This is a genomic window from Solihabitans fulvus, assembly GCF_008386585.1.
GTDB classification, from domain to species: domain Bacteria; phylum Actinomycetota; class Actinomycetes; order Mycobacteriales; family Pseudonocardiaceae; genus Solihabitans; species Solihabitans fulvus.
In genome coordinates, this window is sequence record NZ_VUOB01000064.1 from 103,007 (window position 1) to 128,861 (window position 25,855).

The 25,855-nt window shown below is 72.1% G+C and carries 24 protein-coding genes; 5 read left to right on the plus strand and 19 right to left on the minus strand.

Annotation, left to right across the window (positions count from 1 at the left end):
* Nucleotides 1–127: 127 nt before the first annotated feature.
* A complete protein-coding gene (locus F0L68_RS31975) occupies nt 128–1,093 on the plus strand; it encodes a phosphotransferase family protein (RefSeq protein WP_149853584.1) in 966 nt (321 codons plus the stop codon).
* Nucleotides 1,094–1,113: 20 nt separating this feature from the next.
* Here F0L68_RS31975 and F0L68_RS31980 read toward each other — a convergent pair whose 3' ends face one another.
* On the minus strand, nt 1,114–1,737 hold the full coding sequence (locus F0L68_RS31980; protein WP_149853585.1) for a hypothetical protein: 624 nt from the start codon (nt 1,735–1,737) through the stop codon (nt 1,114–1,116).
* Between the two features lie 81 nt (nt 1,738–1,818).
* Here F0L68_RS31980 and F0L68_RS31985 point away from each other — a divergent pair, with 81 nt between their 5' ends.
* Nucleotides 1,819–2,835 (plus strand): MarR family transcriptional regulator, encoded by a 1,017-nt coding sequence (locus F0L68_RS31985; RefSeq protein WP_149853586.1) that lies wholly within the window; start codon nt 1,819–1,821, stop codon nt 2,833–2,835.
* Between the two features lie 72 nt (nt 2,836–2,907).
* Here F0L68_RS31985 and F0L68_RS31990 read toward each other — a convergent pair whose 3' ends face one another.
* The 11 genes from F0L68_RS31990 to F0L68_RS32040 form a co-directional block, all read right to left on the minus strand.
* Nucleotides 2,908–4,233 carry an ABC transporter substrate-binding protein gene (locus F0L68_RS31990; protein WP_149853587.1) on the minus strand — a complete coding sequence of 442 codons (1,326 nt, stop codon included), beginning with the start codon at nt 4,231–4,233 and terminating at the stop codon, nt 2,908–2,910.
* A complete protein-coding gene (locus F0L68_RS31995) occupies nt 4,230–5,321 on the minus strand; it encodes a GlnX family signal transduction membrane protein (RefSeq protein WP_149853588.1) in 1,092 nt (363 codons plus the stop codon). The genes F0L68_RS31990 and F0L68_RS31995 overlap by 4 nt, the downstream gene beginning before the upstream one ends.
* Nucleotides 5,318–6,763: a vWA domain-containing protein gene (locus F0L68_RS32000; protein ID WP_149853589.1), complete on the minus strand. Its 1,446-nt coding sequence runs from the start codon at nt 6,761–6,763 to the stop codon at nt 5,318–5,320. The genes F0L68_RS31995 and F0L68_RS32000 overlap by 4 nt, the downstream gene beginning before the upstream one ends.
* Complete coding sequence (locus F0L68_RS32005; protein WP_149853590.1) at nt 6,760–9,201, minus strand: serine/threonine-protein kinase; 2,442 nt, start codon at nt 9,199–9,201, stop codon at nt 6,760–6,762. The genes F0L68_RS32000 and F0L68_RS32005 overlap by 4 nt, the downstream gene beginning before the upstream one ends.
* The gene (locus F0L68_RS32010) at nt 9,198–10,769 is read right to left on the minus strand and encodes a hypothetical protein (RefSeq protein WP_149853591.1); all 1,572 of its coding nucleotides are present in this window, start codon (nt 10,767–10,769) and stop codon (nt 9,198–9,200) included. The genes F0L68_RS32005 and F0L68_RS32010 overlap by 4 nt, the downstream gene beginning before the upstream one ends.
* A gap of 118 nt (nt 10,770–10,887) precedes the next feature.
* On the minus strand, nt 10,888–11,835 hold the full coding sequence (locus F0L68_RS32015) for a ribose-phosphate diphosphokinase (protein WP_223199325.1): 948 nt from the start codon (nt 11,833–11,835) through the stop codon (nt 10,888–10,890).
* A gap of 125 nt (nt 11,836–11,960) precedes the next feature.
* Nucleotides 11,961–12,245, minus strand: coding sequence for a ubiquitin-like small modifier protein 1 (locus F0L68_RS32020; RefSeq protein WP_149853593.1), 285 nt, complete (start codon nt 12,243–12,245; stop codon nt 11,961–11,963).
* 3 nt (nt 12,246–12,248) lie between these two features.
* Nucleotides 12,249–13,340 (minus strand): WD40/YVTN/BNR-like repeat-containing protein, encoded by a 1,092-nt coding sequence (locus F0L68_RS32025; protein WP_149853594.1) that lies wholly within the window; start codon nt 13,338–13,340, stop codon nt 12,249–12,251.
* A gap of 114 nt (nt 13,341–13,454) precedes the next feature.
* The gene (locus F0L68_RS32030; protein ID WP_149853595.1) at nt 13,455–14,657 is read right to left on the minus strand and encodes an MAB_1171c family putative transporter; all 1,203 of its coding nucleotides are present in this window, start codon (nt 14,655–14,657) and stop codon (nt 13,455–13,457) included.
* Nucleotides 14,650–15,183 (minus strand): hypothetical protein, encoded by a 534-nt coding sequence (locus F0L68_RS32035; protein WP_149853596.1) that lies wholly within the window; start codon nt 15,181–15,183, stop codon nt 14,650–14,652. The genes F0L68_RS32030 and F0L68_RS32035 overlap by 8 nt, the downstream gene beginning before the upstream one ends.
* Nucleotides 15,184–15,207: 24 nt before the next feature.
* On the minus strand, nt 15,208–15,630 hold the full coding sequence (locus tag F0L68_RS32040) for a helix-turn-helix domain-containing protein (protein WP_188316936.1): 423 nt from the start codon (nt 15,628–15,630) through the stop codon (nt 15,208–15,210).
* A gap of 243 nt (nt 15,631–15,873) precedes the next feature.
* Between F0L68_RS32040 and F0L68_RS32045 the strand changes: the two genes are divergently transcribed.
* Nucleotides 15,874–17,523: an alpha/beta hydrolase gene (locus F0L68_RS32045; RefSeq protein WP_149853597.1), complete on the plus strand. Its 1,650-nt coding sequence runs from the start codon at nt 15,874–15,876 to the stop codon at nt 17,521–17,523.
* Nucleotides 17,524–17,659: 136 nt separating this feature from the next.
* Here the strand turns inward: F0L68_RS32045 and F0L68_RS32050 are convergent, their stop codons facing one another.
* The 3 genes from F0L68_RS32050 to F0L68_RS32060 all read right to left on the minus strand — a co-directional run bounded on the left by F0L68_RS32050 (nt 17,660) and on the right by F0L68_RS32060 (nt 19,744).
* The gene (locus F0L68_RS32050) at nt 17,660–18,097 is read right to left on the minus strand and encodes a nitroreductase family deazaflavin-dependent oxidoreductase (protein ID WP_149853598.1); all 438 of its coding nucleotides are present in this window, start codon (nt 18,095–18,097) and stop codon (nt 17,660–17,662) included.
* A 77-nt stretch (nt 18,098–18,174) separates the two neighbouring features.
* On the minus strand, nt 18,175–18,837 hold the full coding sequence (locus tag F0L68_RS32055; RefSeq protein ID WP_149853599.1) for a peptidylprolyl isomerase: 663 nt from the start codon (nt 18,835–18,837) through the stop codon (nt 18,175–18,177).
* 115 nt (nt 18,838–18,952) lie between these two features.
* Nucleotides 18,953–19,744 (minus strand): helix-turn-helix domain-containing protein, encoded by a 792-nt coding sequence (locus F0L68_RS32060; protein ID WP_149853600.1) that lies wholly within the window; start codon nt 19,742–19,744, stop codon nt 18,953–18,955.
* A gap of 181 nt (nt 19,745–19,925) precedes the next feature.
* Here F0L68_RS32060 and F0L68_RS32065 point away from each other — a divergent pair, with 181 nt between their 5' ends.
* Entirely contained in the window at nt 19,926–20,294 is a 369-nt protein-coding gene (locus tag F0L68_RS32065; protein WP_149853601.1) for a hypothetical protein, read from the plus strand.
* A 19-nt stretch (nt 20,295–20,313) separates the two neighbouring features.
* Here the strand turns inward: F0L68_RS32065 and F0L68_RS32070 are convergent, their stop codons facing one another.
* The 3 genes from F0L68_RS32070 to F0L68_RS32080 all read right to left on the minus strand — a co-directional run bounded on the left by F0L68_RS32070 (nt 20,314) and on the right by F0L68_RS32080 (nt 24,283).
* Nucleotides 20,314–22,581: a tetratricopeptide repeat protein gene (locus tag F0L68_RS32070; RefSeq protein WP_223199312.1), complete on the minus strand. Its 2,268-nt coding sequence runs from the start codon at nt 22,579–22,581 to the stop codon at nt 20,314–20,316.
* 163 nt (nt 22,582–22,744) lie between these two features.
* On the minus strand, nt 22,745–23,626 hold the full coding sequence (locus F0L68_RS32075; RefSeq protein ID WP_149853603.1) for an NAD(P)-dependent oxidoreductase: 882 nt from the start codon (nt 23,624–23,626) through the stop codon (nt 22,745–22,747).
* Nucleotides 23,627–23,698: 72 nt separating this feature from the next.
* Complete coding sequence (locus F0L68_RS32080) at nt 23,699–24,283, minus strand: TetR/AcrR family transcriptional regulator (RefSeq protein WP_149853604.1); 585 nt, start codon at nt 24,281–24,283, stop codon at nt 23,699–23,701.
* A gap of 182 nt (nt 24,284–24,465) precedes the next feature.
* Between F0L68_RS32080 and F0L68_RS32085 the strand changes: the two genes are divergently transcribed.
* Nucleotides 24,466–25,515, plus strand: a complete 1,050-nt coding sequence (locus F0L68_RS32085; RefSeq protein WP_149853605.1) for a phosphatidylinositol-specific phospholipase C domain-containing protein — start codon at nt 24,466–24,468, stop codon at nt 25,513–25,515.
* Nucleotides 25,516–25,562: 47 nt separating this feature from the next.
* Here F0L68_RS32085 and F0L68_RS32090 read toward each other — a convergent pair whose 3' ends face one another.
* On the minus strand, nt 25,563–25,799 hold the full coding sequence (locus F0L68_RS32090; RefSeq protein WP_188316937.1) for an alpha/beta fold hydrolase: 237 nt from the start codon (nt 25,797–25,799) through the stop codon (nt 25,563–25,565).
* Between the last annotated feature and the right edge of the window lie 56 nt (nt 25,800–25,855).

The following is a 25,855-nucleotide window of genomic DNA, read 5'->3' on the forward strand; positions in this document are numbered from 1 at the left end:
GCTGCCAAGGCTCGCCTGGTCCGGGAGGCCGGCGAGCCAGTCCGGGTGGTGCGCGTCGGACTCCCGGACCAGGACAGCAGGTAAAACCGTTTCGGCGGAATGCGATCCGTGCCCTAGTTTCACGCCCATGGCGCCACGGTTGATCCTTCCCGACAGCTCGACCGACGATCTGGCCGAGGCCGCCTGCGCGGAGGACTCGCTGCTGCTGCCCGGCGTGCGGGCGATCTGCGCGCGGCACAGCGTGGACGAGGTCGGCGACGCGGACATCGCGCGGTTCGCCGACGGCTCGCTGCCGGTGTTCGCGCTCGGTCAGGATCTCGTGCTCAAGCTGTACCCCGCGGTGGACTTCGACGACTACTCGGTCGAGGGCGGCGTCCTGGCCGCGGTGCACGACCGGCTGCCGGTCCCGACGCCGGGTGTCCGGGGTGTCGGCGAACTCGACGGCTGGGGCTACGTGCTGATGGACCGCCTGCGCGGCGAGCCGCTGGACGAGGTGTGGCCGACGCTGGACGAGGAGGCGACCGACCGGCTCGCCGACGCCCTCGGCCGGGCCCTCGCCGCGCTGCACGACGTCGACGCGCCCGTCGTCGACACCCTGGATCCGCGGGACTGGGGCGCGTTCCTGGCCACACAGCGGGAGAGCTGCGTTGCCAGGCAACGGAAGCGGGGCCTGGACGAGCGGTGGCTGGCGCAGATCCCGGAGTTCCTCGACCGCGTCGCGCTGGATCCCGAGCCGCGCGGAGTACTGCTGCACACCGAGGTGATGCGCGAACACCTGCTCGCGGCGCGGGGGCCGGACGGCTGGGCGCTGACCGGGCTGTTCGACTTCGAGCCTGCGATGCGCGGCGACGCGGAGTACGAGTTCGGCGCGGTCGGCATCTTCTTCTCCCGAGGGGACCGGCGCGTGCTGCGGCGGGTGTTGACCGCCTACGGCTACCCGCCGCACGAGCTGGACCACGCGCTGTCCCGGCGGCTGCTGGCGCACGTGCTGCTGCACGTCTACAGCCACCTGCCTTGGTATCTGCGGTTGATCCCGGTCGGCGACGGGGTGACGACGCTGGACCAGCTGGCCGAGCACTGGTTCGGCGTGTAGTTCGCCGGCCCGTCAGCGGGTCATCGGGCCAGCGTGTGGCAGAGGTCCTCGTACGGGCCGATCAGGTGCAGCACGGTGCGGCGCTTCTGGCCGCCGACCATGACGACCCGTTCGGCGATGTAGCCGCGCTCGCTCACCACGACGAACTTGTTGTGCGGGGTGTCCTGCGTGGTCAGCGCGGCGGCGATGCCGGGGCCGGACAGCACATAGGAGTCCGGTGTCGGGTAGGACAGGGTGCCGTTCCCGGAGATGTCCCGGTCGACCGACCGGCCACTGTCCACATTGGTCACCCGGATGACGAGCTTGCCGGTGGCGGTGGCGAACACCGGCGCGCCTGCGTCGTTGCTCCAGGTGCGGGTGACCACCTCGTTGGCGAGGAACTCCAGGCGCGTGTGGAACCGGCAGACGACGCCGGCCGGGAAGTCCTGGGTCGTGTATGTCACGGGCTTGGTCACCGGGCCGTGCCAGCCCGGTTCGTCCACGCGCGCGGCCGCGTCCGGCGCGGTGAGGTCCGCGTCCGCCAGCTGTGCCGCCTCGGTCGGTCGGGCGGGCGGCGCGGCGGAGGCACCGGGCTGGGTCAGGCTCGACCCGCCGATCGCCCCGACCGTCAGGACCGCCACCGCCAGTGCCACTGCCTTGCTCATCTGGATCCCCCTTCGTCGCGGTCAGTCTCGGTCGGGGGTCGGGCGGGGCGCGATGTCTTTCCGGCTCAGCGGAAACTGGACATGGCCGACGCGGCGGCGGGACACTGTGGGGTGCTGCGCATCCACTTCACGCCGCAGGACCTCATGCGGACCAGGTTCGTCGCGGAGCCCGCTCCCCTCGCGGAGCTGGTCATCGCGCTGATGGTGCTGCGGCGAGGGGACGCGGACCTGTTCGACCACTGGCGGCACGGCGCGCGACGGGTGTTCCCGCGCGAGTCGCTGCCGCTGTTCGATCTGGTGCTGCCCGACCGCGGCCCGGACTTCCTCGACTCGCTGCGCGGGGACTTCGAGGGCGGTCTAGACGAGGTGCTGTCCGCGCCGAGGCGGGAGGTGCGGCTCGCGTTGCGCACGCTGGAGTCCGCCGATCACCCGGTGGCCGGCTGGGTGCGTGACCTCGCCGACGGCGACCGGGCCGCCCAGCGGGTGCTGGAGGTCGCGCTGCGCGGCGCGCACGAGGCGCTGGTGCGCCGGACGTGGCCTCGGGTGGCCGGGAGCTTCCACGCGGATCTCGCGCGGCGCAGGGAGTTGGTGCTCGCGCAGGGCATCGGGGCCGCGTTGACGACGCTGCACCCGACGGCCCGGTGGAACGGCAGCACGTTGGAGATCGCCGCGGGCGGCCACCGGGACGTGCGGCTGCGCGGGGACGGGCTCACGCTGATGCCGACGGCGTTCCTGGCGTCGGTGCGGCCGCTGGTCGGCAGGGCCGTGCCCGGCAGGGCTCGGCTGCTGGTCTATCCGGCCAGGATTCCGCTGCCGCTGATCACGGCGGGCGACGCTGGCGCGGACCTGCCGCTGTCGGTGGCCGCCTTGCTGGGCCGCACCCGCGCCGCGGTGCTGGAGGCCATCGCGACGAACCCGGCCGCCAGCACGGGTGAGCTGGCGCGCCGGCTCGGCATCTCCTCGGGTCGGGCCAGCGAGCACGCCACGGTGCTGCGGCAGGCCGGGTTGATCAACAGCCATCGGCACCGCAACACCGTGCTGCACGCCCCGACACCGCTCGGCGCCGACCTGCTCAACGGCGCGACCGCGCGCCGCTGACCGTCCTCGGCCGCCGTGGACAGGCAGCCGTGGCCAGGCGGTCGTTGACGGGCAGCCGGGCGCCGGGTCGCGTCAGCCGCCGCAGGCCGCCGCGCGCGGCGTCGAGTCGGCCTGCGCCCCTGCCCTGATCTTCTCCAGTTGGTCGAGCAGGGTGTCGAGCCTGGCGGGATCGTCGAGGTAGCCGAGCACGGCGCGGTAGAACGCGTTGCGCATGGCGGCGGGCATCAGGTCGGAGGCGTCGAAGCACACCATGCCGGCCGAGGTGAGGATCGTCGCGATGCCCTTGCTCACGTCGTCGCGGTAGACCTCGCCGCCGACGTTCCTGCTCACCGAGAAGGCGTTGCTGCCGGGGATTCCCGGCCAGATCCGCTGCGCCTCGTCGGTGGACAGGAACCGCATGAGCGAGCGGGCCTGCGGCGTGTCGCGGAACATGCCGGCCAGGTCGGCCGACACCTCGCTCGGCTGGTCCTCCGGCCGGCCGGACAGGCCGGGGAACCGGAAGAACCGGAAGTCCCTGCCTGGCACGGGCGCGCCGCCGGGCAGGCCCCGGTAGCCCTGGTAGCTGGCCATGATGAACGAGCCCTGGTGTTCCAGCGCGCAGCCGGGCGGGTCGGTGAACATCGAGCGGCCCGCGTCGCCGAAGCCGGTCAGCAGCGCCGATCTCGGGACCGGCCTCGCGCCGTCGGGGCCGGTCAGCAGACGCCCCCAGGTCAGCCACGCGTCGCGGACCCGCTGGTCGGTCCAGGCCAGCCGGCCCGTGGCCCACTGCTGGTAGACCGCCGGTCCGGCCTGGTGCAGCAGGATGTCCTCGATCCAGTCGGTGCCCGGCCAGCCCGAGGTCGGCGTGGCCTCCATGCCAAGGCACCACGGCGAGGCGAGGCCGCCGCCGAGCGCCATGAGCAGGTCGAGGTTCTGCGGCGGCGGCGACGTGAGGCGGGCGGGGTCGTACCAGACCAGGCTCTTCACATCGGCCTTCACCGGCACGCCGTAGAGGTGCTCGGTGCCCACCCGCGCGAGGGTGTGCCACTGCGGCCCGTAGGCCACCTCCTGGTCCGGGGAGATGACATCGTCCAGCGGGAGCAGCAGGCGCCGCTGCGCGTAGTCGGACAGCTCGCCGGGGCTGGGCAGCATCGCCACGTCGGGCGGGTCGCCCTTGTCGATGTCGGAGGCCAGCACCTGGCTCAGTGCCCTGGTGCCCTGGAAGTCGACCTGGATGCCGGTCCGCGCGGTGAACCGGTCGAGCACCTGTTGGAAGGCGGCCCGTTCCGCACCGGACCAGGACGCGAGCACGGAGACCGTGCCGGGCGACGCCGAGCCGCACGCGCCGAGGGCGGCGTCGGCCGCCAGCGCCAGCGCCAGCAGCAGGCCGGCCGCCTGTCGGGTTCGGCGCGGCGTCATCGGGCCCGGTGCCGGTACTCGTCGAAGCGGGGCTGCATCCCGACCAGGACGAGCAGCGCGACGGCTCCGGAGGCCGCGTAGATCAGGAACTCCAGGTTCGTGTTCCGGCCTGCGGCCGTCAGGCTCATGGCGACCTCCTGGGTCTCCGTCGTGTTCTGGCTCGGTTCGACCTGCCGGGCCGGGCCGCCCGAGTTGTCCCTGACGAACGCGGTCACCACCTCGCCGCAGCCGGCTGCGCACTGCGGGCTCAGCAGCTGGGCGAGCCGCCATCGACCCGTCGCGTCCACTGTGGACGTTCGGGTTTGTCGCGCCAGCACCACGGAGGCGACGGTGGCGCTGGTCGCGTCCAGCCTGCTGCGGACGACCAGGGTCAGCGACGCGACCCCGAGCAGCGCGACGACCAGGGCGGTGGCCAGCAGCAGCGCCGGGTTGACCGCGCGGCCGAACCGGCGGCGCAGGAACGCCTGTGTGACCACCAACAGCGCCAGCAGCGCGAGGCCCGGCAGCGCCCACCACAGCGCGGCGGCCCGGTCGAGCCAGCCGGTGGACAGCTGCCTGTGCAGCGCGTCCTGCTGCGCGGCGCGCAGCTGGTCCAGTTTCGCGAGGATGCCCTCGTCCTGGTGCAGCAGTCGGGTCGCGGACCACAGGTCGGCGACGCCGAGCAGGTCGTGGTGCTGCGCGAGTTCGGCGTCGGCGTGCTCGATCAGGCCGGTGTACTCGACCAGGAGGCCACCGACCAGTTGCAGCGCGCGGCTGCCCTCGTCGCCAGTGACCTGTTCACCCGCCGCTCTGGCCAGGTCCTGGCTGGCCACCGCTATCTGAGCCTGGTGGTCCTGCCCCGGTCCGGCCAGTTCGACCCCGCCGCCGGCGAAGCTCGCCACCGCGGCGACGTCCGCGCGCGCCAGGGCGTCCTGCGCGGCCGTCACGTCCAGGATCGCCGCCGACGTCCTGGCGCCCACCGTCCCGACGACGTCCCGGGCTCCCTGGAACGCCAGCAGCGCCGGCACGAACACGGCGATCGCGCCGGCCAGCAGGCCGATCCGCTGCCACCGCAAGCACAGCGCCGTGGTGCTTGCTCGGCCGCTCACCCCTGCGGCTCCAGGGTGTGTCCGCACAGCACGCAGCGGCGGGCCGTCGGCGGCGACACGCGGCCGCAGTGCTGACAGGTGCGGTCCGCGCCCGTCACCGCGACCGGGTCCGGCGCGAGCAGGTCGGACGGGCGGATCCGCGTCGAGTGGCCGGAGCCGACGGCGACCGACAGCAGGTCGCGCGCCTCCAGGTTCTCCCTGACCCGCACCAGCCCCGCCGCGCCGTCGACGATGTGCACCAGCCGCCGCAGCCGCCGCAGGCTGTCGTCGTTGCCCGACTCGGTGGCCAGCCGGACGGCCTCGCCCCACCGCGCCCGCGCGCCGTCGTGGTCGCCCGCCGCGAACGCGTCGTACCCGGCGAGCATCGCCTCGGCCAGCTCGGTCTGGCCGGTGTAGTGCGCGACCTTCGCGTCGACCTGGGTGACCAGCTTGAGGTCCTCGGTCCAGTGCACCAGCAGCGGTTCCGGCCGGCCGAGCACCGCGTCCGCCTGCCCGCCTGCCGGGACGACCGCCAGCTGCACGCGCGCGATCTGGAGGTCCTCGTGGGTGGGTGATCCGGCTGGGTCGACCGCGAGGCATACCTGGAAGTCCCGCTGTTCCGGCCCCCACGCGCCGGTGCCGAACTCCCAGGTGCGGTCGCCGAGGTCGACACCGAGGTCGGTGAGGTCGCTCTGCACGGGAAAGACCTGTTTGAGGAACAGGATCCGGGTTCCCGGCAGGGTCCTGACGCGGATCCGCACGTCCGGCACCGACCTGCCAAGCGCCGCGCGCAGCACCGTCCTGAAGTCCTCCACCAGGTCCGCGTCGCGGCGCGCGGAGTCGGCTGTGCCGCGCAGCACCGACACGATCCTGCGCAGCTCGCGCGGCTCCCACCCGTCGCCGATGCCGCGCGCGTCGCAGGCGAAGCGGCCCTCGCAGGCGGCGAGCACGCGCTCGAACTCCTCGCGCGTCTCGTGCTCGTTCCTGCCGTCGGTGAGCAGTAGGGCGTGCCGGATCGCGGCGGGGTGCGGGGCGAACAGCTCGTTGGCCTTGCGTAGCCACGATCCGATGGCGGTGCCGCCGCCGCTGACCAGCCTGCCGGCCGCGGCCCGCGCCTCGGCCCTGGTGTCGGGGTCGGCGACGGCGAGTCGCGCGGTGGCCGGGTACACCATGCGCGCGTCGTGCGTGCCCTCCACCACCGCGAACAGCACGCCGTCGCGCAGCAGGTCGATCGCGGCGGCCGTGGCCTGCCTCGCGGCGGCGAGCTTGGTCGGCGGCTGGTCCATCGAGCCGGAACAGTCCACCAGGATCACCTCGGCCGCCTCGGCCTCCCCGGCCGGCAGGCCAAGCGCGGCGACGGACACGACGGCATGCACCGCACTGTCCGATGTGGACAGATATGGGCTCTGGCTGACCTCGAGGGTGAACTCGGGCGCGTCCCGCATCGACTCGGCTCCCTTCATCGCCACGTCCTCGGCCGGACCCGGTTGGCTCGGTCCACCAGCACGCCGTGGTCGTCCGCGTCGCGCGCCTGGTAGGCGATCCGGCGCAGCGACTCCTCGACCAGGCCCCGCAGGCCGCGTCCGGTCACCGGACTGCCGAGCACGTCCCCGCCGTCGAGCGGCTCGCCGCCCGCGTCCGTCTCGACCCACTCCAGCGTCGCCTCGCGCAGGGCCGTGACCAGGCGGTCGCGGGCCGGGCTGTCCCCGTAGCGGCCGTCCAGGTAGAGGTCGGGCAGCCGCGTCACCGCCGCGCGCAGGTCCGCCGCGGTCGGCAGGCCGGTCCCGCGCGGCGGGTCGACCGCGATGCGCCCGAACAACACCCGCACGGCGGCGATCATCGCGACATCGCGGTGCGGCGACTTCTCCGACACCCCGTCCAGCGCCGCCACCGCCTCGGCCCGGTCGCCCCTGCCCAGCGCGATGCGGGCCAGGCCGAAGGCCGCGCCCGCCTGGGCGTGGTCGCGCAGCCACACCGCCTCGTAGAGGCGCCCCGCCTCGGCGGGTTCGCCCAGCAGTTCGGCGCAGTAGCCCAGCGCGAGCTTGGGCGCGTCCTCCCCAGGCACCGCCGAGTAGACCTCCTCGAAGCACGCCCGCGCCCTGGTCGCGCGCGACGCCGTTGGCTCCGTCGTGGGCCCAGTCGTCGGCCGCTCGCCGGCGACCGACCGGGCCGGGTCCTCGCCGGCGAGCGCGAGCAGGCCGCGGTGCCACGCCATCCGCCAGTCACGCCGCGCCGCGGCCTCCAGAAGTCTGGCCACGTCGGCGGCCTGCTCCGCCGGCTCCTGCGGCGAGGGTTCCTGCGGCGAGGGCGACAGCAGCTCAGCTGCCCTGACCAGCCGCTCCCCCGCCCGCACCGGCTCGGCCATGGCCAGCTGGGCGCGACACGCGCTGAACTCCACCTCGACCGAGGCGGGGCCGTCGAAGGTGGCCAGCGTCGCGAGCAGCCGCTGCGGGTCGGGCGCACCCGCCGTGGCCAGGAAGTTCGCCGCGGGATCGGCCTGGTCCACCAGCGGCGGCGGCAACCGCGTCGCGACCTCCTCGGCCGTCGGCCGCCCGTCCCACAACACCCCAGCATGGCCGCCGGCCGTCCAGTGCCGCAGCGGCGGCACCACGCCGAGCCCGCCGTCCAGCAACGCCGTGACCTGCGCGAACACCTGCGACGGCTCGGGGCGTTCCCGGCCGTCCTTGAGCGAACCGAGCTCCCTGACCACCGCCCGCAGCTGCGCGGCCATCTCGGCGGCCGAACCGAACCTGCGGTCCGGGTCGCTGTCGGTGGCGCGGTCCAGCACCCGGCGGAAGGACCGCAGCCCGAACGCGAAACGCGGCGCGCGCGGCCCGCCCGACTGCCCGGCCACCCAGTCGTCCGTCGCGTGCAACAGCGCGCCGAGCGTCCGGCCGACGGTGTGGATGTCCGAGCTGACGGTGAGCCCGCGCTCCCGGATCTCCCGCAGCGGCACCTGGTAGGGCTCGGTGCCCACGATCGGGCTGGTGCGGTCGCCGAAGCGGCGGACCGCGCCGAGGTCGATCACCTTGAGCCGGTTCGGGCCCCTGATCACGTTGTGCGGCTTCATGTCGCAGTACAGCAGCTCGCGGTCGTGCAGATACTGGAGCGCGGCCAGGATCTCGTGTCCGTAGGCGGCGACGTGCTCGGCCAGCAGGCCGCCCTCCGCCCGCGCCCGCTCCTTCACCTCGTGCAACGACTGCCCGCCGACGTACTCCATCACGGTGTAGCCGATCTGCTCGCCGGACTGCGGATCGGGATGCGTCACGAAGTTGAAGATCCGCACGACGTTCGGGTGGTCCAACATCGTCAGGAAGCGCCGCTCGGCCACGGCCAGCCGCAACGCGTCCCCGTCATGGGTGTTGATCAGTCCCTTGAGCGCCACCAGGTTTCCGTCCAGATGGGTGTCCCTGGCCAGGTACACCCAACCGAGGCCGCCGCTGTCCAGGCAGCCGATCACCTCGTACTGGTCGCCGACCAGGTCACCGGGCCGCAGCTTTGGCACGAACGAGAACGGCTCGCCGCAGTCGGGGCAGAAACCCTCGGCCAGCGCGGGCTGCCCGCCGTAGGCCGCGCCGACCTTGGCCGAACAGCCGCGCACCCCGCAGGTCCTGCCGTCCTCCGGCGGCGGCGGGTGGCCGCGCACCCGGCTGGCCGGGTCGGCGAACTCCAACACCGGCAGGGAAACCAGGTCGGCGACCACCCACCGCGACTCGCCCCGCGACCGCCCGCTGCCCGACCCCGCGGCCTCGCCCGGCGCCAGGACCGCGCTCGACGGACGCGACCGCTCGGCGCCGGCAGACTCGGCGCTGGCCGGCTCGGGCGGACGTCGACCGCACGTGTCGCAGAACCCGGTCTCCTCGACGGAACCCCCACAGCCGGGGCGCGCGCAGGACGTCACGACGCCTCCCCGATCCGTCGGTGCACCGCGTCCTGGAAGCGCTGCACCAGCGTCGCGGCGACGTCGAGATCGCACCGCTCCCGCCACAACACCTCGTGCGCCGCGCGATACCGCCTGCCCAGCTCGATGTCCTCGCCGAGCCCGTGGCCGCCCGCCATCACCTTGTAGGACGCCAGCCGCCCGCGCAGCTCCTCCCGACGAACCGACAACCCGTCCAGGTGCCCGGTCGCGTCCGCGAGCACGGCCAACGCGTCCTCGGCGGCACGCTCGGCCGCGTCGATCTCGGCCAACACACCCATCCGGCCCGCGCCGCTGTTCAACGCCCGCAACGCGGCCAGCCGCAACCGCAGCGGCAGCACGACAGCGGGCGCCACGCGCGCCACGACCACCCGCGCCGCCACGTGCTCGTGCCGCCGCCGCGCCGCCAGCTCGGCCGCCTCCACCGTGCCGATCTCGGCGGCGAGCCGGTCCAGCCGCTCCCCCGCCAGCTCCCCGATCAGGTCCAGCGTGAGCCGCAGGCTCGGCGAGGACACCGACCGGAACCCGAGCAACAGCCGGCTGCCGCGCCGCGCCAACGGCCACAGCGTCAGACGGACCAGGTCCTCCGGCCGCTCGGCCTCGTCGACACCGGCCACCACCAGCCGCAGCCGCGACCGCGTCGCCCGCAGCCAGCCGCTCGGCTTCGCCGACTCGTCCAGCGGAACACCCAGCCGACCCACGATCCGCCGGGTCGCCTCCGACACCGTCAGGCCGGCCGCGTCCATCGCCAGGTCCACGCTGCCCGTCGGCGGGACCGTGTCCGCCAGCGCGCGTGACACGACCTCGTCGGGCGGCCGCAGCTCCCGGTCCGCCAGCACGACCGCCCGCCGCACCACACTGGACAGCGGCGAGTCCGCTTCGCCGGTGACGACCACGGTGACCCCGGCGCCGCCGGGCCTGCGGCACCACGCGGCGATCCGCCTGGCGAAGTCGAGGTCCCCGACCCTCGGGTCGAAGCGCCGCACGAAGCTGGCATCGGTCGCCGGATCGCCGCCGACCCACCGCGCCGCCGCCGGCAACTGCCGCACGACCGCCTCCACCGGCAGCATCCACGCGGGGTTCACGCCGACCAGCACGCCCACCACGTGGCCGGTCTCCTCCTCCACCACGGCCGCGCCCGGCGACAGCGACGGCTCCCCGAACCCCTCGACGACCAGCCGCAGACCCTCGCCGTTCGGGCCGCACGCCGCACCGAGACGGCCGTGCACCCGCCCGACGCGGACGGCCGTGCCCGCCCCGAGCGGCACCCGCCGCAGCGACGCGAACGTCCCGCCGGGACGCTCGCGGTCCAGCCGCAGCAACACCACCTCGCCGCGCACCTCGGCCGCGACACGCGCCAACGCCGCGGGCGCATCCGGTGGGGTGTCGGGAAACTCGATCACGACCGGCGCGTCGGGGCCGGGCAGGATGCGCGCGCAGGTCAGCACGTGCCCCGCGGCCAGCATCGTGCCGGACCCCAGCGCAGGCCCCCTGATGTCGCAGACACGCACCCGCCAGGGTTCCGAGGCCGCGAGCGGTCGTTCCCCCACGCCGCCGGACCCTACGCCCGGTCAGGCGGCCGGCAATCGCGGTTGTCCCGCAGTTACGCCACCGGGCGACCGATTCACCCGAACGGACCGACACCCCGGCCGGAGACCCGCAGAGGACTCAGGACGGGTCGAACAGGGCGCTCACCGACTCGCCGTTGTGGATCCGGCGCATCGCCTCAGCCAGCGCGGGCGCGATCGACAACACCCGCAGCTTCGGCACCCGCTCGCCGACCGGAATGGGCACCGTGTTGGTGCACACGATCTCCAACACGTCCGGCTGGCTGGCGAGCTTGGCCAGCGCACCCGCCGCGAACAGCCCGTGCGTGCACGCGACGCGAACGGACCGCGCGCCCAACTCCCGCAACCGCACCAACAGTTCGAGCACGGTGCTGCCCTTGGCGATCTCGTCGTCCAACACGATCACGTCCCGCCCGTGCACCTCGCCGATCACCGAGCTGATGACCACCCGGTCGTCGGCGAACCGCTGCTTCGCGCCGGCCGCCACCGGCACACCCAGCAACCTGGCGAAATGCGCCGCCTCCTTGGCGTTGCCCAGATCCGGCGACACCACGGTCACGTTCGACAGGTCCTGCCCACGAAAGTGCGCGGCCAACTCCCGCAACGCGTGCAGATGATCGACCGGGACACTGAAGAAACCGTGCACCTGCGGGGAGTGCAGCGTCATCGCCAACACCCGGCTCGCGCCCGCCGCCACCAACAGGTCGGCCACCAGCCGGCCGCCGATGGAGATCCTCGGCGCGTCCTTCTTGTCCGACCGCGCATAGGCGTAGTGCGGCATCACCACCGTGGTCCGCGCCGCCGACGCACCCCGCGCCGCGTCCAACATCAACAGCAGCTCCACCAGGTTCTCCTGCACCGGAGTCACCAGCGGCTGGATCAGGAACACGTCCCGTTCCCGGCAGTTCGCCTGGAGCTGCACCTCGAGGCAGTCGTTGGCGAACCGCTGCACCCGCACCGGGCGCAACGGAACCCCCAGGTTGGCACAGATCTCCGCCGACAGCTCCGGGTGCGCGCTGCCACCGAACACCGCGATGTCCCGCACGATAGGTATCCCTTCGCCCGACCAGGCAAGATCACCCGAATGCTACTGGTCGGACCGCAACGACCGATTGTCGACCGCGTCACCCCGCGACCAGACGCCCGGCCAGCCGCCCCCGTCAACCACCCTCGTCAGCCGCCCGCCACCGACGGAATCACCTGAACCTCAGCGCCGTCAGCCAACTCCGTGTCCGCGCCGTCGATATGCCGACACTCCTCACCGTCCACATAGAAGTTCACATACCGACGCAACGACCCCGTCTCGTCACGCAACCGCCGGTTCAACGCAGGAAACCGCTCCGCGAGCTGATCCAACGCCGCACCGAGGGTCGCTCGATCGGTCAACTCGACCGTCAGCTCCGGCGCCCCGCCAACGGCCGGGCGCAACACCCCGGGCAACAACACCGTCACCCGCATCACCTAGACCACCGCCGCGCGAACACACAACACATCCGGCAGATGCGCGGCGATCCGCTCCCACCGATCGCCCTCGTCGCGACTGCCGTACACCTCACCGCACCGCGCCCCGAAATACACCCCGGCCGGGAACGCGTCGTCCACACACATCCCGTCCCGCAACACAACCGACCAGAAACCGCTGGCCGGCAAACCCTTCGTCAGCGCCGTCCAACTACCGCCGCCGTCCTCGCTGCGAAACACCCGACACCGCCCCTCCGGAGGGAACCGCAGCCCGTCCGCGGTCAACGGGAAGGTGTAGATCACGTCCTTACGGGTCGGATGCGTCAGCATCGGAAAACCGAAATCGGCCGGCAAACCCTCCGCGATCGACTGCCAACTCGCCGCGCCGTCCTCGCTGCGATACACACCGTGGTGGTTCTGGAGAAACAACCGATCCGGCCAGCTCGGATGCTGCGCGACCTTGTGCACGCACTGCCCGAACTCCGGATACTCATCCGGCAGGAAGTACGCGCGGATACCCGCGTTGCTGGCCTGCCAGGTCTCCCCACCGTCCCCGGTCCGATACACACCACCCGTCGACATCGCCACCACCACCCGCCGAGGGTCCGTGGGATGCGCCAGCACCGTGTGCACGGCCTGACCGCCATACCCCGGCGTCCACCCCGACCGGTGCGGGTGATCCCACAGGCCGCGCACCAGCTCATAGGTGACACCGCCGTCGGTCGACCGGAACAACGCCGAGGGCTCCACCCCCGCGTAGACGACGTCGGGCTCCGACTCCGGCCCCGGCGCCAACTGCCACACCTGCGCCAACGCCGTGTCCGTGTCGGCCGGAAACGCCACCGGCGCGTGATCCGGCTCCCGCCAGGTCGCGCCGAGGTCATCGCTGGTCGACACGCTCGGCCCGAAATGCTCGCTGGTCACCCCCGCCAGCAACCGAGGACTCGACCGACGCGTGTCAATGGCCACCGCGTACACCGCCGTCATCGGATGATGCGGGCCCGCCAGATCCCAGCTCCGGCGGCCGTCCGTGCTGGTCGCCAACCACAGGCCCTTACGGGTGCCGATCGCAAGTAGCACCGTGTCCGCCATCAGGCCACCTCCGGGTCCGCCTCTCCGACCACCCGGCACGCTACGCCGCTCCCCCGACCATCGCCCGCTATGCGCCGCCACCACGCACCTGACACCGCCCGACGAACCCGACGATCAGGCCCCGTCGGCCACCAATTCCTCCCGCACCCGACGCCGCACCCCGGCAACGGCCTTCGACCTGGTGAACGCGTCGGCCACCTGCGCAAGCCACGCGGTCTCGGCCGCCACATTGGCCTGCACCTCGTGCGGCACGCCGAACGCCGGATCGGACCGGTAGCGACGCCCCGCACCGGCCGCCTCGATCGCCGCCGCGATCGTCGCCGCCTCCACCGTCGCGGCCAACGCCGACGAACCCACCCCGCCCGCAGCCTCCGCCGCCCACCTCGGGGCCTCCGGATGGAAGTGGGCACGCAGCGCCAGATGACCGTCCCGGATCTCGATCACCCTGCGATACAACGCGAACTCCGCGTCACGCGGCACCCGCCGCGGCTCCCTCGGCGCCAACGCGATCTCCGGAACGGCCGCGTGCAGCGCCGACCACAACGGGCCGATCCGCCGATAACCCCGATAGGCACGCAACCACCGAACCCCCCGGCCAAGCCGCGGCCCCCACGCCGTCACCGTCAGCCCCGTCGCACCCAGCACGAGACAACCGGCCCCCAACACCGTGGACAACCCGTCCTGCGGACCACCCTCCCGACCGGTGAACAACACCGCGCGAACGTCGTCAACCGTCCACGCGGCCCACAGAATCCCGGCGGTCGCGCTGTACATGATCAACCGAAGGCCGAGCCGGGGCGTACTCGGCTGGACGTGCCTGACGTGCCGACCGATCTGCCGCAGAAAAATCGCCAGGCACGCCCCGATGTAGCCGAGGAAGATCACGTGATAGACCGCCATCAACGGCTTCCCGTTGTCCCCCACCACGATCTGGCCGTCCACGTTGCGCGTGCCGGCCGCGAGGAACAACACGACCGAAGCGAGCGACAACCCGCCCCCGACCACCAGATGCCACCGCACCGCCCGCCGACCCGGCTGACCGGACTGCACCGCACGCCCCGCCAACGCCAGAAAACCCAACGCCGCCATCGTGAACCGATCCCCGACCAACGGCGCCAGGTTCGCCACCGGCTCCACCCGCCCCACCGCGGCGATCGTCCCGGGAGCCAACACCGCCATGTTCACACCAAGACACAGACCGACCCCGCACACGTACCGCAGCAACGGGTTGGCCGGACCACCCCGCGCGGCCACCAGCTTGTAACCGCACACCAGCACGACCACCGCGCAGGACAGATAGGCCGCAACGTCAGGCACGGGGCCGCCGACGCGCGCGCGTCTCGAACAGCGGACCCAACCTGGCCAGACCGTCCGCCGCCTCGGCCGACGCGGCAGGCGGCGCCTCACGGGTCGCCCGCTGCGAGATCAGCGACGCGATCACCTCCGCCTCCCGCTCCTGCTCGACGTCGTACACGGTCCGACCAAGCACGCGCCGCACCAGCTCCGGCGACAGATGCGGCAACAGGATCTTCGACACCGGCGCGTCCAACGTGGTCGTCCCCGCGTGCCCGCACAACAGGTGACCCACCTCGTGCAACAGGATGTGCTGCTGGTGCAACGCCGTCGTGTTCGTTGGATACAGGATGTACTCGGCCCGGTCAGTCGTCGCGAGCATGCCGCACGGCGTGTACGCCTGCGCCGTCACCGGCACCAGTTCGATCGGCCGACCACGCCGCAGCGCCAACGTCGCGACCAGCGCCTTCGGATCGAACGGGACCGGCAGCGGCAGGTCGCCGACGATCCGCTGACATCGCTGCCAAAGCTGCTTGTCCCGCCTGTCCACGACCCCTCCCCCGCACCCACCGAGCTACTGACCTCGGCCGGCCTCGCGCCGGGCGATCGCCTCGATCATGTCACTGATCGTGGCGAGCCCGTCCGGCGAAAGAGTCACAGCGCGCAGCGCCACGTCGCGGACCCCGGAGTCGCGCAGCGCCCCGAGCAGCTCCAGCTCCTCCGCGATCACCGCGCCCTGCTCGTCGTCGAAGAAGTATGCGGGCGGAACCTGGAAGAACTGGGCGAGCGCCTCGAGATGACGCTTGGTCGGATTGTCCCGCCGACCCGTCCGCAACTGCCACAGATAGGTGGCCGAGAACGTCTCGCCGGTGGCCTCCCGACACGCCCTCGCGACCTCCTCGTTGCTGTAGGGCTCACGGTTGGGGCGACGAACGATCCGGAAGAGCGTGTCGATCTTCCCCGCGAGCACCGACGCGCCCGACGCCGAGTCAACCACCGCCCACCTCCTGCCCAACCGCGCACGTCCGACGTCAGCACCGATGGACCACGAATCGGCGCGGCTTCATCCTAGTTCACCGCTGACAGTCGCCGTGCCGCCTTTCACCAGGGCCGACGCAAATGGCCTCAACCGGAAGGATGAGGCAGGTTCCACCTTGGTGCCGTTGTCCGGAACGCCCCGCGCGAGTGAGCTTGTCCCACCGGCCACTCGCCGGAAATCGGCTATCGCAATGGGGGCACCATGCGCACAACCCGGTTCGCGCTGACCGCGCTGACCGTGATCGGCACGCTGTTGGCCGGCGGCTACTCCGCCACCGCCGCCGCGCCCACCGACACCGACCAGGCCCTCGCCACACCGGCGCGCTACCTGAACCAGACCATCGACTGGCAGCCCTGCCTCGACCCCAACCACATCCCGCCGGGACTGCCGCCCGGCTCCGAACGCCTACAGTGCGGCAGCTACACCACGCCAAGGGACTGGCACCACCCCGAACACGGACCCGACCTCACCATCGCGGTCAGCCGCCTGCGGCCCGTCAACGGCCAACCCAAGGGCACCGTGCTGACCAATCCCGGCGGCCCCGGCGCGGCGGGACGCACGCTGCCGCTCGTGTTCCTCGCGTCCAACCGCACAAAGCTGTTGGACAGCATGGAGATCGTCGGCATCGACGTGCGCGGCACCGGCAGCAGCAGCGCCGGCAGCTGCGGTGACGACAACTGGGTCGGCCAGGTCGACCCGAGGGACCGCAGCGACGGCAACCTCGACCTTCTCCTGTCCACGGCCCAGTTGCAGGCGAAGTTCTGCCAGGTGAAGTCCAGCGACCTCGGCCGGTACATCACCACCGAGCAGACCGTGCGGGACCTCGACCTGTTGCGGCACCTGCTCGGCAGGGACAAGGTCAACTGGATCGGCTACTCCGGCGGCACCTGGCTCGGCGCCTACTACGCCACCTACTTCCCCAACCGCGTCGACAAGTTCGTGCTCGACTCCAACGCCGACTTCACCGGCACCTGGCACGACGTGTTCGCCCGATTCGGCCTCGGGTTCGAGCGCCGCTTCCGGGAGGACTACCTGCCCTGGGTCGCCACGTACGACTCGGTCTTCCACCTCGGCGTGACCGGCGAGCAGGTTCGCCGGCAGTACGAGAGCCTGCGGGCGGCACTGACCGCGCGGCCCGTCGCGCTGCCCGACGGCAACCGCTTCACCGCGCCACTGCTGGACTTTCTGTTCGTCAGGGCCATGTACAGCAAGTCCAGCTTCTCCGCGGCCACCAAGGCGTTCAACACCCTGATCCAGGTCGTCGCCGCACCGACCGACGCCGGCCGGCAGGCCCTCGTCCCGGTAGCGCGGCAGCTGGCGAAGAACGACGACGCGGAGAACGCCACGTTCCACGCCATCATGTGCAACGACATGCAGACCCCGCTCGACCCGCAGGGCGTGCTCGACGAGTCGGGGCGCCAGGGCCGGCAGTACCCGCTGGTCGGGTACTTCGTGCTCATCGCGCCGTGCACGTACTGGCACCGACCCGACGTCCAGCTCAGGACGCCGACGGGCCGGGGCGTGCCGCCGGTGCTGATGGTGCAGTCGCAACACGACCCGGCCACGCCGTACGAGGGCGCGCTGCGAGCCCACCAGCGGTTCGCCGGCTCGCGGATGCTGACCGTCACCAACGAGGGCGACCACGGCCAGTACGCGTTCACCAACCCGTGCGTCAACGACACCGTCGAGGCGTTCGTGGTGGACGGCCGGGTGCCGACCGCCGACCTCAGCTGCGCCGGCGTCGGCCTGCCCGTGCCGACCGCCGAGGCGGCCCTGGTCGCCGCGCAGCCGGGCAACCCCATCGAGCAGGCCGAACGATTCAGCGAGCTGGCCGGCCCACTCCCCCGCTGAGGTGCCCGGTTTTGGGTCGAAAGATTAACTTCATTCAACACTGAAGCTATCGAACTTTTTTGCACCAATGATGTCATGAAGCAGACGAAGGGGGCGACGCCGAGCGTCGCCCCCTTCGTCCGTCAGCTCACATCCGTCAGTTCGCGGGCTCCAGCACGAAAACGGGAATCACCCGATCGGTCTTCGTCTGGTACTCGGTGTAGTCCGGCCAGGCCTCGACGGCGCGCTCCCACCACAGCGCCTTCTCCTCGCCGGTGACCTCGCGCGCAATCATGTCCTGCGGGGTCGGGCCGTCCTGCAACTCGACGTGCGGGTCCGCGACCACGTTGTGGTACCAGACCGGGTGCTTCGGCGCGCCGCCGAGCGAGGCGACCACGGCGTAGCGGCCATCGTGTTCGACCCGCATCAGCGGAACCTTGCGGATCTTGCCGGACTTGGCTCCCCTGGTGGTCAGGATGATCACCGGTTTGCCCATCATCATGTTGCCCTCGGCGCCGCCGGAGCTCTCGTACTGCTCCACCTGCTGCTGCACCCACTCGTTGGGATTGGGCTCGTATTCACCAGTCAGAGGCATGCGACCAGTTAGTACCAGTGACCGAGCCCGCGCGCGAGTCGTCTGCTCCGGCGCGCGCCGGAGCGGACGACCCCGGATCAGCCGATCGCGAACACGTACTTGATCTCGACCGGGTTCTTCGGCGCGCCGTCCGGGCCGCCGTCGGTGGTGCCCGCCGCGCCGATCCGCTTGAGCGCGTCCATGCCGAACACCACGCGGCCGAACGGCGTGTAGTTGGGGCGCAGCTTGGTGTCCTGGTACACGAAGAAGAACTGGCTGCCGTTGGTGGCGGGCCCGGCGTTGGCCATCGCCACCGTGCCGGCCGGGTAGGTCGCGCCGGTCAGGTTCTCGTCGTCGTACTTGTAGCCGGGGCCGCCCTCACCGGTGGCCAGCGGGTCGCCGCACTGGAGCACGTAGATCCGTTGGGTGGTCAGCCGGTGGCACTTGGTGTCGTTGTAGAAGCCCTGCGCGCCGAGGTGCCGGATGGAGTGCGTGGTGCACGGGGCCTTGTCCGCGAACATGTCGATGACGATCGGGCCGAAGTTCGTCAGCAGCACCTCGCGGAACGGGCGGGTGCTGGCGTGCGGCGAGGGAAAGCTCACCGGGCGGGCGGCCGGCGGGTCCGGCAGGTAGGTGCACGTCGCCGAGTGCGCGGCCGCGACGGCGTCCGGCTCCGCGGCACTGGCCGTCGCCGCCGTCATCGGCGCGACGACCGCGGCGGCCATCACCGCGGCGCACAGCAGTCTCGAAACGGTTCGCATGGTTCTCCTCGTCAGGCTGGAAGGTCGTTCGCTGCCCGTCTCCGATCGATCCCCAGGGGGATGATCACACGGAGGCAGAGCATTCCGAACCGGCCTGACCAGCACAAGGGAAAGTTCACGCGGCCCGGCGGCGTAGCACCTCGGCGGTGGCCTCGTCCGCTGGCAGGAACGCCTCAAGCATGAGCTCGGCCAGCGTGACGTCCAGCCCGGTGCCGAAGGTGGCCAGGGTGGTCAGCAGCCGCAGCTCGCCGTCCTCGGTACGCAGGCGCAGCGGCACCGCGAAACCGAGGAACCCCGCGCCCCGGTCGATCGGGTGGTCCGCGAGATAGCCCTCCAGCTCCGCGAGCAGGTCCGCGAGCCGGTCGTCGGGGTTGCGCGCGATCTCCTGCCGCAGCCGCTCGGTGATGTGCCTGCCCCACTGGTCGAGGTTGACGATGCGCGGCGCCATGCCGTCGGGGTGCAGGGCCAGCCGCAGCGCGTTGAAGCCCGGCGCGACCAGGACCGGGTCGCAGCCCTCGGTGAGGACGCCGAGCGCCGCGTTGACGGCGAGCGTCTCGCCGTAGCGGTCGGTGACGATCGCGGGGTAGGGCTGGTGACCGTCCAGCACCTGGCGCAGCGCGGCCATCACCGGCCGCATGCCGGGATCGGTCGGCGCGGTCTGCGGGTAGACGGGCGCGAAACCCGCCGTGTGCAGCAGAGTGTTGCGCTCGCGCAGCGGCAGCTCCAGCGACTCGGCCAGCCGCACCACCATGTCCCTGCCCGGCCTCGACCGGCCCATCTCGATGAAGCTCAGGTGCCGCTGGGTGGTGCCCGCGCGGAGCGCCAGCTCCAGCTGACTCAGTCTGCGGCGGGTCCGCCAGTCGCGCAACGTGCTGGCGAACGCGGTCGGCGCTGTCGGTGCTGTCACGGACGTAGTTCAGCTCCTTCCGGGGCTCGGCGCCATTCCCTGCGGGGAATTGTCGGCGTCGCGGACTCCGCACATGATCGTCTCCATGAGCGACGACCTGCGCCTCGGGGTGGCGCTGCCGGCCCCGGTGCGCCCGACTCCCGCTCGTAGTCCATTCCCACAACCACGTGAGGACACCACCATGAGTGACGCCACCGAGTTCGCCAGCCGCTTCGCCGCGCAGTGGAACGAGCCCGACGCGGAGCTCCGCCGCGCGAGCATCGCCGAGCTGTGGGCCAAGGACTGCGCGCACTTCACGGACACGCGGGAGTTCCGGGGGCACGAGGCGATGTTCGACCGGATCACCGAGGCGTACGAGCAGTTCGTCGGCACCGGCAAGTACCAGTTCGTCTCCGCGGGCAACGCGGTCGGGCACCACGACGGGATCAAGTTCAACTGGCACATGGTGTCCTCGGCCGACGGCACGATCGCCGCAGTCGGCTTCGACTTCGTGGTGCTGGACGCGGACGGCCGCATTGGCCTCGACTACCAGTTCAACGAGCCGTCCTGACAGCGCGGGCCCGGCCCGCTCATTCGCCGGGCGGATCGTCCAGCGCGTCGAGCTTCCGCCTGGTGCTGTCGGCGTCGTCGTGGCGCTGTTGGGCCCGGTACAGCTCCAGCGCCTCCTGCCAGACCGCGCGGGCCTGGTCGCGCTGGCCGAGCGCCAGGTGTGGGTGGCCGAGCCGGTCGAGGGTGTTGGCGGCCTCGATGGTGTCGCCGAGCTCGCGGAACAGGGCGAGGGACTGCCGGTGGAGGTCGACGGCCTGCTGGTGTTGGCCGGTGCGGTGGGCGATGTGGCCAAGGGTGTCCAGGGCGTACGCCTCGCCGTCCGGGTTGTCGTGCGTGCGGTGCAGGGCGAGCGCGGCCTGGCAGTGGCCCCTGGCCCGGTCGTGGTCGCCGGCCTGGGCCGCGTGCCAGCCCACCTGGTTGAGCGCGTCGGCCTCCCAGACCGGGTTGTCCAGGGCGCGGTACAGCTCGAGGCCCCTGGTGGCGTGCTCAAGGGCTCTCTGGTCGTCCCCGCGCTGCTCCCAGGCGTGCGCGAGCAACCGGTGCGTGTGCGCCTGGTTGGTGCGGTCATGTTGTTCCACGGCAAGGGAAAGGGACTGGCTCAGGTGGCCGGTCGCCTCGTCGTGCTGCCCGACCTCGGTGTAGGCGTAGCCGAGCACCCGGTGGGCGCGGGTGCGGGTGGTGGGGTCGGGCAGGTGTTGGGCGGCGGCCAGCCCGGCGCGCCAGACCGCGAGCCGGTCGTGGCGGCGGCCCCGCCGGTCCTGGAAGGTGCCCAGCGTCCAGGCCAGGTTCCACACCGCCTGGTGCCAGCCGCGGGTGGTCGCGGCGCCCTGGGCGGCCAGCAGGCACAGGTGCTCGGCGTCGAACCAGGCCAGCGCCGCCGCGTAGTCGGCCAGCTGATCCGGGACGCAGCCCGGCGCGGGCTGGTCGAGCTGGACCGGCGGGCGGTGCGGGTCAAGGAGTCGGTCGGCGAGGTGGGCGGTGTGCAGGTAGAAGTCGACCACCCGCCGCAGCGCGTCCTCCCTGACCTCCGCCGACAGCTGCCGGCCCGCCATGCCGGTGGCGTAGCGGCGAATCAGGTCGTGCATCAGGTACCGGCCGTCGCGGTCGCGGCTCAGCAACGACGCCTGCTCCAACGCCAGCAACAACGTCCGCGCCTGCGGCAACGGCAGACCGATCAGGCTTGCTGCGGCCGGCGGGCTGATGTCCGCGCCGGGCGCGAGGGCCAGCAACCCGAACATCACCTGTTGGTCGGCGGTCAGCGATCGATAGGACCAGGACAGCGCGGCCGGCAGGCTCGCCGAGGGGTCCTCGTCCTCCAACGCCTCCAGCCCGATCTCCCGCAGCTCCGCGGCGAACTCCGCCAACGGAACCCTGGGGTGGATGTTGGCGCGGCCGGCGATGATGCCCAGCGCCAGCGGCAGCCCACCGCACAGCGCGACCAGTTCCGCCACCGCCGCGGGCTCCGCCGCCACCCGGTCCGCGCCGACCCGGTAGGCCAACAACGCGTGCGCCTCCTGCGCGCTGAGCATGCCAAGGGGCAGCTGGCGCGCGCCGTGCCTGGCGATCAGCCCGGTCAACGTCCGACGGCTGGTGATCACCACGGCGCACGAGTCCCCGCCGGGCAACAGCGGCACGACCTGCTCGGCGTCGGCGGCATTGTCCAACAGGATCAGCATCCGCCGCCCCGCGACCAGGCTCCGGTACAGCGCGGCCTGGGCCGGCAGGTCGACCGGGACACGACCCGGCTCAACACCGAGCCCGTCGAGAAACCCTCGCACGGCCGTACCCGTCGGCAGCGGCTCGCTGTGCGGGCTGAACCCACGAAGATCGGCGAACAGCTGCCCGTCGGGGAACTCCGCGAGCTGCTGGTGCGCCCAGTGCAGCGCGAGCCAGGTCTTGCCGACTCCCCCGCCGCCACCGATCGCCGACACCACCACCGGGGCCCCCTCGGCGGCCGCGTCGTCCAGGGCGGCGGTGAGCGCGTCCAGCTCGCGGTCGCGGCCGACGAACGCGCCGGGCGGCGCGGGCAGCTGCCGGGGCACCGGCCCGGACGGGGCCGCCGGCTGCGCGTGGATGGTCGCGGCCAACAGCTCGTCCCGCTGGGACGGCCGCAACGCCAACGCGTCGGCCAGCAGCTGCACGGTCATCGTTCTCGGGTCGGTGCGCTCGCCGGTCTCGAACCCTCGGATCGTGCGGACGCCGACGCCGGAACGCTCCGCCAGCTGCTCCTGCGTCATTCCGGCCTGCCGACGCAATTCCCGCAACAACGCACTGAACCGACCCGTCACGTAACGCCCTTCGATCCCGACAACCGTGCCCGATCCCGACGCTAGCGCGGAAGCCGGCCACCCGAGGCCGATTCCCGACGCCGCCGCATGATCATCTCAAAGAGCGGCGACCCCGCCCCAGTGGCCGGGTCCCACGGCGGGCCGGCGCGCCTCGCGTCTTCGATCAGTTCTCCGGGAAGCTCGCGAAATAGCCGGCGGCCATGTCCTCGTCGCCGTGCCCGAGGGCCGAGGCCCTGGCGAACCTGGCCTGGCAGGCGGCGATCAGGTCCAGGCTGAGCCCGGCGCGTTCGGCGGCCGCCAGCACCAGCCGGGCGTCCTTGTCCGCGTTGTCGACCGAGAAGCTCGTGCTGAAGTCGCCGGACACGATCGCCGCCGACTTGGCCTGGAAGTAGCCGTTGTCCGTCGGTCCGCCGGTGACGACGTCGACGAAGTCCTTCGGGTCGACACCGAGCCCCTTGGCCAGCGCCAACGCCTCGCCGACGCCGTGCGTCAGCGCGATCACCCACGTGTTGAGCACCAGCTTGAGCCGGCTGGCGGCGCCGGCCGTGTCGTTGTCGGACACCCACACCGTGCGCCGGCCGATCGCGTCGAACAGCGGCTGGACCTGGTCGCGCACGCTCGACGGACCGGCCGCCAGCACCACCAACTGCCCGAGTTCGGCCGGCTGGCGGGTGCCCCACACGGGCGCGTCGACGAACACCAGGCCGTGCTCGGCGGCCAGCGCGGCGAGCTCGTCCACCGCCTCGCCGACGGTGCTCAGCTGCACCCAGACCACGCCGTCGCGCAGGCCGGGCAGGGCCGAGGTGATCACCTCGGCCACCGACGGCGCGTCCTTGAGGATCGTGACGACGACGTCCGCGCCGTCGACCGCCTCGGCCGCGGTGTCGGTGACCCGGATCCCATGCGGCACAAGCTCTTCGGCCCTGCTCCTGGTCCGGTTCCAGGCCCGCACCTCGAATCCGCGCCTGGCGAGGTTGCGTGCCACCGGAGATCCCATGATGCCCGTGCCGAGCACGGCGACCCTCGGCTGCGACCCTGTTGACATAGACAGTGCTCCTCACAGGTTGTGGTGCGACATTTCCCTTGCACCCCAAGGGATTACCGGTTCCGTGCGGGGCTACAGGGCCGCGAGCACGACCTCGACGACGCGTTCCAGCGCGGCGCGGTCGGCGGTCTTGCCGAGCACCCGCAGGCCGTACATCGAGTTAAGCACGTAGCACGCGAGGTCCCGCGCCGGCAGGCCGTCGGCCAGCTCGCCGGTGGACCTGCCCTCCTCGATGGCCGCGCACAACGCGTTCTCCATGCGGACGAAGACGTCCTTGACCAGCGCGCGTACCTCGGGATCCCGGTCGGCCAGCTCGACGGCCGCGTTCACCGCGAGGCAACCGCGCGGGCCGTCCGGCTCGCCCGGCGAGGTCTCTTTGACGACGACGGTCATCAGCAGCGTTCGGATCCGGTCCCGCACGGCGCCCTTGCCGGTGAGCATGGCCGCCTGGCGCCTGGTCCACTGGTCGTCGTACCGGCGCAACGCCTCCAGGAAGAGCGCGGCCTTGCTGGAGAAGGTGTTGTAGAGGCTGCCCCGCCCGAGACCGGTGGAGTCGACCAGATCCTGCGCCGTGGTCGCCGCGAACCCCTTCGACCAGAACGCGGTCATCGCGTTGTCGACCACCACGGCCGGATCGAACTCCTTGGGACGAACCATGTCGGCGACGCTAGCAGTTCTGTAACGCTCATTCAAATACGGCGGCGGATGCTCGTCGAGTGGTCAGGCGGTGTTCACGCGAAGGCTGTTGCCGCCCCGCCCCGGCTCGCTAGCGTGAATCCGTTTCAGTTCCTTGGTGTGCGCCGGCCTCGGCGGCCGGCGACGGGTGCTCGGGAGGCGAGATGGCGATCCACCGGCTTCGGCGCGCTGGCGTGCTCGGCAGCGCACTGGCCCTGGCCGCGCTGGCGACGATGTCGGCCGCCGGTCCGGCCGGCGCGACCACGGCGACGGCGCCGCTGTCGCAGGTCACCGGCACCGGCGTGCACAACACCTACAACCCCGCCGACTACGGCTATCTGGCGCAGGCGCTGGACACCGGCACCAGCATGATCGAGCTGGACGCGTGGACCGACGTGATCACCGGCGAGTGGAAGGTGAGCCACAGCAACCCGTTCGGCAACGCCAACAACTGCGTCGACGCGGCCGGGCCAGCCGACCTGTACCGGGGCTCCGCCAACAAGGACCTCGGCTCATGCCTGGACGACGTGCGGATCTGGCTGGCCGCGCACCCCTCCGCGGGACCGGTCTACCTCAAGGTCGAGCTGAAGAACGGGTTCGAGGCCAACCTCGGCATGGGGCCGGCCGAGTTCGACGCGGTGCTGTCCGCGCATCTCGGCGGCGCGCTGTTCCGCCCCGCCGACCTGATGGCGGGCCGCTACCCCAGTCCGGACGCCGCCGCGCGGGCCAACGCGTGGCCGACCAGGTCCGCGCTCGCCGGCCGGGCGCTCGCCTACGTCATCCCCGGCACCGTGGAGCTCGCCAACCCGTTCGACACCCTGCACACCGACGTCGAGTACTCCCGCTATCTGCGGGATCTGGCCGCCGCAGGCCGGATCGGCCAGGCGACCGCGTTTCCCGCCGTGCTCGGCGCGGCCACCGGCGACCCGCGCACCCAGTACTCCGACGCGAGTCTGCGCCCGTGGTTCGTGTTCTTCGACGGCGACGCCGCCAGCTACGTGAAGCAGGGTGGCACGGACTGGTACGACATCAACCACTACATCCTGGTGATGACCGACGCGCACAACGTGCCGCCAACGCTCAACGACACCGCCCCGCCCATCCCGCAGGCGCAGGCGAGGGTGGCGCAGCTGGCCGCCGCGCACGCCAGCGTCGTGTCCTCCGACTGGTACGCCCTGCCCGCCGTCCTCAGCGAGGTCCTGCCACGGGGCTAAGAGTTCCTAACACGATGACTGTTCGGCTCGCCATTGTGTTAGGAGCTCTAAGTGGCCGTCTCGCTCGTGGCCGGACCGGACTCGCCGTGCCCCCGGTGGTCGTAGGCGATGACCTGCACGGCCTCGCCGAACGCCGAGGGCAGCTGCTCGACTACCCGGTGCCAGCTGCGGTGGTCGAGCGCGTAGCCGTGGGCGAGCACGACCGTCAGCGCCGCATCCGGTGGGCCGCTGCGGACCAGGTGCAGCTCGGTGCCGTCCTCCAGTCTCAGCCGCTCCGCCGCCATGCCGGACTCCTTTCGGCCGCTCCCGTTACCTACTTTGCAGTAACTTCGCGCGCCGC

Excerpts from the sequence above, each read along its gene's own strand:
- F0L68_RS31990 (WP_149853587.1), bottom strand. The coding sequence starts at position 4,233 with ATGACGCCGCGCCGAACCCGACAGGCGGCCGGCCTGCTGCTGGCGCTG.
- F0L68_RS32090 (WP_188316937.1), bottom strand. The coding sequence starts at position 25,799 with ATGGCGGCGGAGCGGCTGAGACTGGAGGACGGCACCGAGCTGCACCTG.
- F0L68_RS32085 (WP_149853605.1), top strand. The coding sequence starts at position 24,466 with ATGGCGATCCACCGGCTTCGGCGCGCTGGCGTGCTCGGCAGCGCACTG.
- F0L68_RS32055 (WP_149853599.1), bottom strand. The coding sequence starts at position 18,837 with ATGCGAACCGTTTCGAGACTGCTGTGCGCCGCGGTGATGGCCGCCGCG.
- F0L68_RS32045 (WP_149853597.1), top strand. The coding sequence starts at position 15,874 with ATGCGCACAACCCGGTTCGCGCTGACCGCGCTGACCGTGATCGGCACG.
- F0L68_RS31985 (WP_149853586.1), top strand. The coding sequence starts at position 1,819 with ATGGCCGACGCGGCGGCGGGACACTGTGGGGTGCTGCGCATCCACTTC.
- F0L68_RS31980 (WP_149853585.1), bottom strand. The coding sequence starts at position 1,737 with ATGAGCAAGGCAGTGGCACTGGCGGTGGCGGTCCTGACGGTCGGGGCG.
- F0L68_RS31975 (WP_149853584.1), top strand. The coding sequence starts at position 128 with ATGGCGCCACGGTTGATCCTTCCCGACAGCTCGACCGACGATCTGGCC.
- F0L68_RS32050 (WP_149853598.1), bottom strand. The coding sequence starts at position 18,097 with ATGCCTCTGACTGGTGAATACGAGCCCAATCCCAACGAGTGGGTGCAG.
- F0L68_RS32020 (WP_149853593.1), bottom strand. The coding sequence starts at position 12,245 with ATGCGGGTGACGGTGTTGTTGCCCGGGGTGTTGCGCCCGGCCGTTGGC.
- F0L68_RS32080 (WP_149853604.1), bottom strand. The coding sequence starts at position 24,283 with ATGGTTCGTCCCAAGGAGTTCGATCCGGCCGTGGTGGTCGACAACGCG.
- F0L68_RS32000 (WP_149853589.1), bottom strand. The coding sequence starts at position 6,763 with ATGAAGGGAGCCGAGTCGATGCGGGACGCGCCCGAGTTCACCCTCGAG.
- F0L68_RS32065 (WP_149853601.1), top strand. The coding sequence starts at position 19,926 with ATGAGTGACGCCACCGAGTTCGCCAGCCGCTTCGCCGCGCAGTGGAAC.
- F0L68_RS32025 (WP_149853594.1), bottom strand. The coding sequence starts at position 13,340 with ATGGCGGACACGGTGCTACTTGCGATCGGCACCCGTAAGGGCCTGTGG.
- F0L68_RS32075 (WP_149853603.1), bottom strand. The coding sequence starts at position 23,626 with ATGTCAACAGGGTCGCAGCCGAGGGTCGCCGTGCTCGGCACGGGCATC.